Source organism: Streptococcus sp. FSL R7-0212 (assembly GCF_038007985.1).
Lineage (GTDB): Bacteria > Bacillota > Bacilli > Lactobacillales > Streptococcaceae > Streptococcus > Streptococcus parauberis.
The window spans coordinates 1-3,461 of sequence record NZ_JBBOYF010000003.1 but is presented as its reverse complement, the minus strand read 5'-3'; the positions used below and the strand labels follow the sequence as shown (position 1 = coordinate 3,461).

Genomic DNA, 3,461 nt, shown 5'->3' with positions numbered 1-3,461 from the left:
TATTCTCTTTCTCCAACGAATCAATTTTCTCTAAATTATTATTAAATCTATCTGCCAAATCATTGTAATCACGCACTACCTCTTTGTATTTGCCTTTTACGTAATCAATTCTTTTTGGTAAATCTGTTTCTGCATATTTTTTTAGTTGCTCATTCGATTTATATAAATCTTCATAGCCTTGTATTAAAGCATTTAATTTACTTTCAGGGATAATCACATTTCCTGTTTTTCGTTCTTCATTTTTCGTAAATTCATGACGTAACTTACCAATTCCAATCGTTTCGCCACTTGGTACTTTGACCGTTTTCGTTTCGTCTTTTAAATCTAAACTTTCTTTGTTGATTGTTGGTGTTTTATCGTTCGATAACGCTAAAACTTCTGACTTTCGCTGTTCCAGCGTGGTAGTCATCTCTTTTAATTCGTCCTTTGCCTTTTTATATTCAGGCACCGTTAAATTTTTACGCTCTGAACCTTTTTCGCCACGTTCAAGCTCAAAACCACGCTCATTTAAATACTTTGGTAATTCGTCTTGTACCGCCTGTAAAGCTTGACGATTAAAAAGAGTCTTTGCTGATAACCGCTTTTCCGCATTGAAAGGCACAATACCTAAGTGCATATGCGGTGTTGTTTCGTCTAAGTGAACTTGAGCGTAGCGGATATTCTCATCACCAAATTTTTCAGCGAAGTAATCTTTCGACTGTTCGAAAAAGTCTTTAATTTCTTTATCGTCTTTATCTTTAAAAAATCGGTTGTCAGAAGTTATGATCCATTCGTTTATTAATACAGCATCTTTTCTGACAGCACGACTACTCGATTTGTTGTCGTTAATAAATTGCTGAATATCCGTTTTGTAATTGTCTGTGCGATTGACTAAGTCATAATTCAAATACGAGCGTTCCGTATCAATATCTTTGTTTGAATGATTGTCAGTTAACCGTTGATTATGATTACCTATGCCGACTAAATTGCCAGCTTTCATCTTCTGCATTCTCGCCACTACAAATGACATATAAACACTCCTAACTTCGGTACAGCTTCCATGTAAAGTATAACCCACTATACTTTACTTCGTAAAGGTGGGCTCGCCGAGGGGTCTTGCAGACGGCTCTGTCGGCTCTTTTGAGCCGAGTATCAGCGCACCCTTATGGTGCAATTAGCTGATAACTGTTTGACGATTTGCTGCCCTACTTTTCCAGTAGGTATGCAAACCTCAAACTAAAATAAAAACCCCCTTCGACTTTCGTCAGGGGGCTTTTATTATCTAATTTCATTTTTCTTTTTTAACCACATACCGTCAATCATCTTATTAATCGCTAACGTGTTGTAGTTAATCGCTACGTCAAACCAATCATCAGAATGTTTAATACAAATCATCAAGAAATCAGCATAATTATCAATCTCATTATCGTAAATATAAGTAACAATCTCTTTCATAACTGTAAGTTTACTTGTTTTATTCAATTCAAAATAACTCTCCACATCAGCACCACAATGCCCAACAATATCATCTCTAGAATAAGGGTATTTTTCAGGATTATCTAGGTGTATAAAATACCTAACCATTCCACGTCCTGAACCAACCTTTTGAGGTGCTGGTACATTTAAAGGCTCAATAATTTTTTCAACTGCTTTTTGCGTAATTGGTCCATCCGCTGATAACATTACATGCCAATGTGGCTTTTTGATCGTGCCATCAGGATTAAAATCTTTGTCATGTAATGGACTTTCAATCCACCGAATATGCGTATCATCTAAAATTTCTCGCCAGTTTTCTGGTGCACTCTCTGGATACACGATAAATGCCCAGTCTCTGCCTTTTATAATCTTTTCACTCATGTTATAATAACCTCACAATCAAGTAGACAAATACATTATTTTTTTACTAAAGCTCCTTTTGCAGAAGGGGCTTTTTTTATCTAAAAATTCCTTTTTCATTAGCTTGTTGAACTAAAAAAGTAATCAAGCCTGACTTTGTCATTCCATACTTCTTAGACATTTCACTTATTTTTTCATCTGTGTCTTTTGTCACTGACAAAGTAATATTTTTCTTCTTCTCCTTTTCGCTCATTTTTCAACCCCCTAAATCCTATATTTCATGCGAAACTACCTTTATTATATTCAAACCCCACATATTTGTAAATAGTTTTAAATATGGTTTTTAAAAAAATATCAAAAATCTACATCAAAAATTAGCTAAAACCTTGTTATAACAACGTTCTGCGAAACTGCACATAGCACATTGAACTCCTGGGGGGTGTCGTAGTACCCCCCAGAAGTTGGTCGATTTTTTTCAAAATCTCCCCCAGAGTTTTTTGTTTTCAACCTTTTTTAACAAAAAACATCTAAAAACACTGTTATATCAGCATTTATTTAGTTATTATAAAAATGTAGTTGTTTCTATATAGTATCAAGACAAGAAGAAACTCGTTTTCAACTCGTTTCAAATTCCCAAGTTAGGAGGGATAAAATGAAAAATAATAATGTAACAGAAAAAGATTTATTTTATATTTTAGATTTATTTGAACACATGAAAGTAACTTATTGGTTAGATGGTGGCTGGGGGGTAGATGTATTAACTGGAAAACAACAAAGAGAACACAGAGATATAGATATAGATTTTGACGCTCAACACACTCAAAAAGTTATACAAAAATTAGAAGATATCGGATACAAAATAGAAGTTGATTGGATGCCTTCACGTATGGAACTCAAGCATGAAGAATATGGGTATTTAGATATTCATCCTATAAATCTAAATGATGATGGATCAATTACCCAAGCAAACCCAGAAGGTGGTAATTATGTTTTCCAAAATGACTGGTTTTCAGAAACTAATTACAAAGGTCGAAAAATACCATGTATTTCAAAAGAAGCTCAACTTCTTTTTCATTCTGGTTATGATTTAACAGAAAAAGACCATTTTGATATAAAAAATTTAAAATCAATAACATAATTGCTTTATTGACGTTGAGCCTCGGAACCCTTTTAAAAACCGTGGGCTTCCGCCCACACCTGACAAACGCAATGCGTTTGATCATGCCTCTGAAAAGTGAGTAAACAGTCATACCTGTTGGCTTTTCTGTCGGTTTACAAAAGCTAAATGACAACAAAAAAAGCTGCAAGGGTAAATGCACTCACTACGTTCGCCCTTGCTGCTTTTTCTATTGCCATTTTTAACGCTTATGCCGACGAAAAGACCAAACAGGTGTAAATATACTCGAATTGATTTAAAACGCCTTAAAACGCAAATATGAGCTTCTAACGACTTAATTCATCTCTATCTCGTGTTCGAGTTTCATTTCTATGAATTTTTTCAAACTCTCCACCTTTTACAAACTCTTTAATTTCACTCACAAGGTTATTCATGAGCTTTTCAGCTTGTCTAACAGTTGCACCAAGGGTATTTTCCATAAACTGATTAAAACCTCTGTAAATGCCCTTAATTTCGTTTTTAAGCGATT

At 34.4% G+C, this 3,461-nt stretch carries 4 protein-coding genes and 1 pseudogene; 1 reads left to right on the top strand and 4 read right to left on the bottom strand.

Features of this window, described 5'->3' with window-relative positions:
- The 3 genes from mobV to MKY69_RS10525 all read right to left on the bottom strand — a co-directional run.
- The coding region (gene mobV / locus MKY69_RS10535) for a MobV family relaxase (RefSeq protein WP_340791990.1) at positions 1-1,009 on the bottom strand (1,009 nt) is incomplete at its 3' end.
- A 248-nt stretch (positions 1,010-1,257) separates the two neighbouring features.
- A complete protein-coding gene (locus tag MKY69_RS10530) occupies positions 1,258-1,836 on the bottom strand; it encodes a replication protein (RefSeq protein WP_268752746.1) in 579 nt (192 codons plus the stop codon).
- Between the two features lie 76 nt (positions 1,837-1,912).
- Positions 1,913-2,068 carry a protein repA gene (locus MKY69_RS10525; protein ID WP_229403668.1) on the bottom strand — a complete coding sequence of 52 codons (156 nt, stop codon included), beginning with the start codon at positions 2,066-2,068 and terminating at the stop codon, positions 1,913-1,915.
- 399 nt (positions 2,069-2,467) lie between these two features.
- Between MKY69_RS10525 and lnu(A) the strand changes: the two genes are divergently transcribed.
- The gene (lnu(A), locus tag MKY69_RS10520) at positions 2,468-2,953 is read left to right on the top strand and encodes a lincosamide nucleotidyltransferase Lnu(A) (protein WP_001829870.1); all 486 of its coding nucleotides are present in this window, start codon (positions 2,468-2,470) and stop codon (positions 2,951-2,953) included.
- 305 nt (positions 2,954-3,258) lie between these two features.
- On the opposite strand, the pseudogene MKY69_RS10515 reads toward lnu(A), so the two are convergent.
- Positions 3,259-3,461 (bottom strand): annotated as a pseudogene (locus MKY69_RS10515) (plasmid recombination protein); the annotation flags it as partial.